The organism is Clostridium sp. OF09-36, assembly GCF_003481985.1.
Taxonomy (GTDB): domain Bacteria; phylum Bacillota; class Clostridia; order Lachnospirales; family Lachnospiraceae; genus Brotaphodocola.
On record NZ_QUMD01000055.1, the window covers coordinates 1 to 3,815 of the forward strand.

General features: G+C 41.1%; 3 protein-coding genes. All 3 read right to left on the reverse strand.

What is annotated here, in order from left to right; translation table 11 throughout:
• Positions 1 to 74: 74 nt before the first annotated feature.
• The 3 genes from ltrA to tnpA all read right to left on the reverse strand — a co-directional run bounded on the left by ltrA (position 75) and on the right by tnpA (position 3,784).
• On the reverse strand, positions 75 to 1,352 hold the full coding sequence (ltrA, locus tag DXA97_RS19275) for a group II intron reverse transcriptase/maturase (RefSeq protein ID WP_118586736.1): 1,278 nt from the start codon (positions 1,350 to 1,352) through the stop codon (positions 75 to 77).
• A 656-nt stretch (positions 1,353 to 2,008) separates the two neighbouring features.
• Positions 2,009 to 3,334 carry an IS200/IS605 family element transposase accessory protein TnpB gene (locus DXA97_RS19285; protein WP_118721432.1) on the reverse strand — a complete coding sequence of 442 codons (1,326 nt, stop codon included), beginning with the start codon at positions 3,332 to 3,334 and terminating at the stop codon, positions 2,009 to 2,011.
• 9 nt (positions 3,335 to 3,343) lie between these two features.
• Positions 3,344 to 3,784, reverse strand: coding sequence for an IS200/IS605 family transposase (gene tnpA / locus DXA97_RS19290; protein ID WP_118543855.1), 441 nt, complete (start codon positions 3,782 to 3,784; stop codon positions 3,344 to 3,346).
• Between the last annotated feature and the right edge of the window lie 31 nt (positions 3,785 to 3,815).

A 3,815-nucleotide genomic window follows, 5' to 3' on the forward strand; every position in this document is an offset into this window, starting at 1 on the left:
GATCGAGTAGGAGGCGGCTATCGCCGCCGACCTCTCACACCACCGGACATGCGGTTCCGCATCCGGCGGTTCAGTTAACTTGACACTTGCACAAAGTACGTTTCCGCAGATAATAATCCGAACTTTGCAAGGCGTGCATTGGATATTGCATAGCATACTGCTTCTGAACGGCATATTCGCGCATAGCCATGGGACCATGCCGCTTTCGCCGCATTTCCTTCCCACACTCCGAGTTTTACCAGATTTCTAAATTTATTTTGTGGAGTTTTCCAATGTTTCCATATACACATTCGAAATCTGTATCGAAGTATTCTATCCAATTTCCGGGTTACTGTAAGGATTGAGCCAATTTTAAAGTAGTTAATCCAACCTCTAAGAACTTCTGATATTTTTTGTGCTTTGTATGCGTTATTTACACTCCATTTACGGCTTGTAAGTAGTTTCAGCCTCTTTACTACTTTTTGGATTGACTTCTCATGAGCCTTTGCCTTGTATTTCTTTTCCTTGAACTGATTGTAGAAAGTAAAGCCAAGATATTTTATTTCTGTGGGACGTCCTATTTTGCTTTTCTTCCGGTTCACTTTTAAGATAAGCTTAGATTCAATGTATCTTGTAATTGATTCCATTACTCGGTTAGCCGCTTTCTGACTCCTCACTAGAATAATGCAGTCATCTGCATATCTTACAAATTTTAGTTTTCGCTTTTCAAGTTCCCAATCTAGTTCATTCAGTATAATGTTTGCAAGAAGTGGCGAGAGATTTCCTCCTTGCGGTGTTCCTATCTCCGTTTCTTCCATCTGCTCACCAACCATGACACCACTTACCAGAAACTTTCGAATTAACGACAGAACTTTTCCGTCCTTAATCTCTTTGTTTAAGATAGAAATGAGCTTATCATGATTTACCGTATCGAAGAATTTTTCCAAGTCAAGGTCAACAACCCAGTTATACCCTTCATTCATATATTCAACAGCTTTTAGTACCGCTTGTTGAGCACTCTTTCCAGGTCTGAAACCATAGCTGTTTGCATGAAATTTTCTCTCATATATTGGTCCTAAGACCTGCGATATTGCTTGTTGAATCATTCGGTCTTTCACTGTTGGAATCCCCAACTTCCGCTTACTTCCATCTTCTTTTGGGATTTCAACCCGTTTCACCGGCATGGGCTTATATGATTGATTTCTTACACTTTCTCTGAGTTGAGTGCCATTGGCTCTCAAATGAGAGAGCAATCCTTCGCATTCCATTCCATCCACCCCTGCCGCACCTTTATTCTTTATTACCTGCTGATATGCACGGTTTAGGTTATCTTTGGACAGTATGTCTTCGATTATTGTACTTTGTTTTTCCATGCACTGTTTCCCTTCCTTTTCGTGAGTTTCGACCACTTAGTACTTGTGGTACTCCTCTCGGCATGTGTTTTGTCTAAACTCTCAATCAGGACGTACTCCAGCTGATTAACTGTTCTGTCCTTTGCTCCATCCGGTTTCCCGGACTTCTTCGCTACTATGACATCTGCTGACTTCCTATGATTCGTTGTTACTATGGCTAATGGAACCACTCATAGGATCTCCCCGGTTAAAATACGCCATCTTTCCCATCATCTATCCGCCATGTCTACTACCAGTTCCACGTTAGCTATTGGACTTCAACTTATTCAGCAGTCTTATCCGAACTGTAAGCCTTATACATGATTTCTGTCCGTCGGACCAATGGTTTGCCGCAGGCTTCCTTCAGATTCCACCTTACAGTGGACACCCTTGCCATGTTGGCTATGTGCTTCCCGCTAACAGGTGCACTTAGGACTTTCACCTTTAAGAATAACGTTCGCGCCGGGCGAACTGAACCTCACATGACTAAAGTCACGTGCTTCTCAGCCGCTTTAAGCGACAAGACTAAATATCGGTGGATACGCCTGTAACTTAGAACAGCGCAACTATGCGCAATGTCCATGCCGGATACGGCAGGTTTCCACATTACAGGTAGTCCACTGAATATCTGCCTGCATTCATGCGGATTTAGAGTCTGCCAATACATCGTGCAACACTCTCAAATCTGCATAAACACATGAGGTTCTACGCTTTATTGAAGGAACTTTTGCCTCCAGTAAAGACCTTTCCGTTTCCGGGAAGGGTTTTAATAATTCTCTGATAAAATATCTTGCTCCAATATTATAGGATGCAGATAAATCACAGTTGTATGTTTTCCCATTTTTGAATACACACAAGCTGTGATTCTTTTTGCTTCGCTCTACCATACCACTTCCATCATAAGCAAGCCTACTGGTATTGTAGGCACAGACCCTCGCCAGTCTCATTCCATGTCTGTGAGCCTGATGCTCGCATATATTCTGAATATCCCGTTTTCTCCACATATGAAGCTGCTGACGTTTCTTTCCGGAAATAACCCCTTTTATCTCTAAGTACTCAAAGACCAGTACATCTGCCTGATATTTCCCCGCATATGTTACGATTGCATTTGCGATTTTCCTGGATAATTCCATGTTTAGTCTTTTAGCATAGGTCCATCTGCTCTTTATCTGCCCGGAACCATGTTCTCTTTGAAATCTGCGAATTCTGCCCAAAACATGGTACAGCCGGTCTTTGTCACTGGGGAAATCTATAAATTTTCGTCCCAGAATAGTTCCGTCTGAACGCATGATTGTGCAAACCGCATCCGTATTGATTCCCAGATCTATGCTACAAATGATTTGCTCATTTACAGCATGTTTCGTCAATATCACATCCTCCGTATAAGAAAATCTCAGAAAATATTTTTGATGCTTCTTCTCCAGAACCGGGGCCATAGCGCAAACTCCTGACCAATGTTTTCTCAGATATTCCATATCTGTATGCAGCAGAGAAACGCGAAACCATTTCCAGTCATAACCATCATATAATTTCAGATATGCAATATCTTCCCCTGACTCGCTCGGTTTGTACATGACATCTCTGTAAAATACCGGCATCGCGTGATTTTCATATACGAGTTTCGGCTTCCCTGATAAATCGCCGTTTTCCCATAATTTCATTCGTGTTTTGTAAGAAGATACACTTCCAAGTGCATGCTGAATCGCTGCACGTCTCAAGTAAGATGGCATTTTAACAAAACGCTGGTCGAAATCAAATCTGGCCACATTTTTCTTTGTATTATGTACAAGATGTTCCGCTTCATTAAACCGCTTTTGGGTGTTCTCAATTTCCGAAAGTCCTTCCCATACTTCATGATACACTTTGCTCAGATAAGAAACTGCCTGACGATAAATCCTCAGTGTTTGGTGAAGGGGAATATTCTGTTTTTTAATTTCTACACCATAACTGGATACCGTCTTCATGAGATTTTCCTACTTTCGCTTTTCTTTCTCCTTCTGCCCTTCTATGTACGACAAAACCTGTTCTTTACTGCGCTCACTCACTGTCACTACACAATAGGAAGGATTCCAAAGGTGTCCACCCCACAACTGCTGTTTTAATTCCGGATGTGAAAGAAATAACTGTCTGGCAATATTTCCTTTCATGATTTTAATCATGTCAGAAATAAAGAACTGTGGGCGACAATCCACAAGCAGATGAATGTGATCCGGCATTACCTCCATAGCCAAAATCTGAAAGTGATACTCTTCCGCCAATCCTTGTAACATTTCTTTGCATTCCACATCGATTCCATTTGCTAAAACTTTTTTACGGTATTTTGTACACCATACCAAATGATACTGTAAAGAATAAACATAACCTCTACCATACGAAAGACTATTTTCCTTAATATTAAATATATTATTATCCATATTTATAGTATACCATATGTATTGCCAAGAT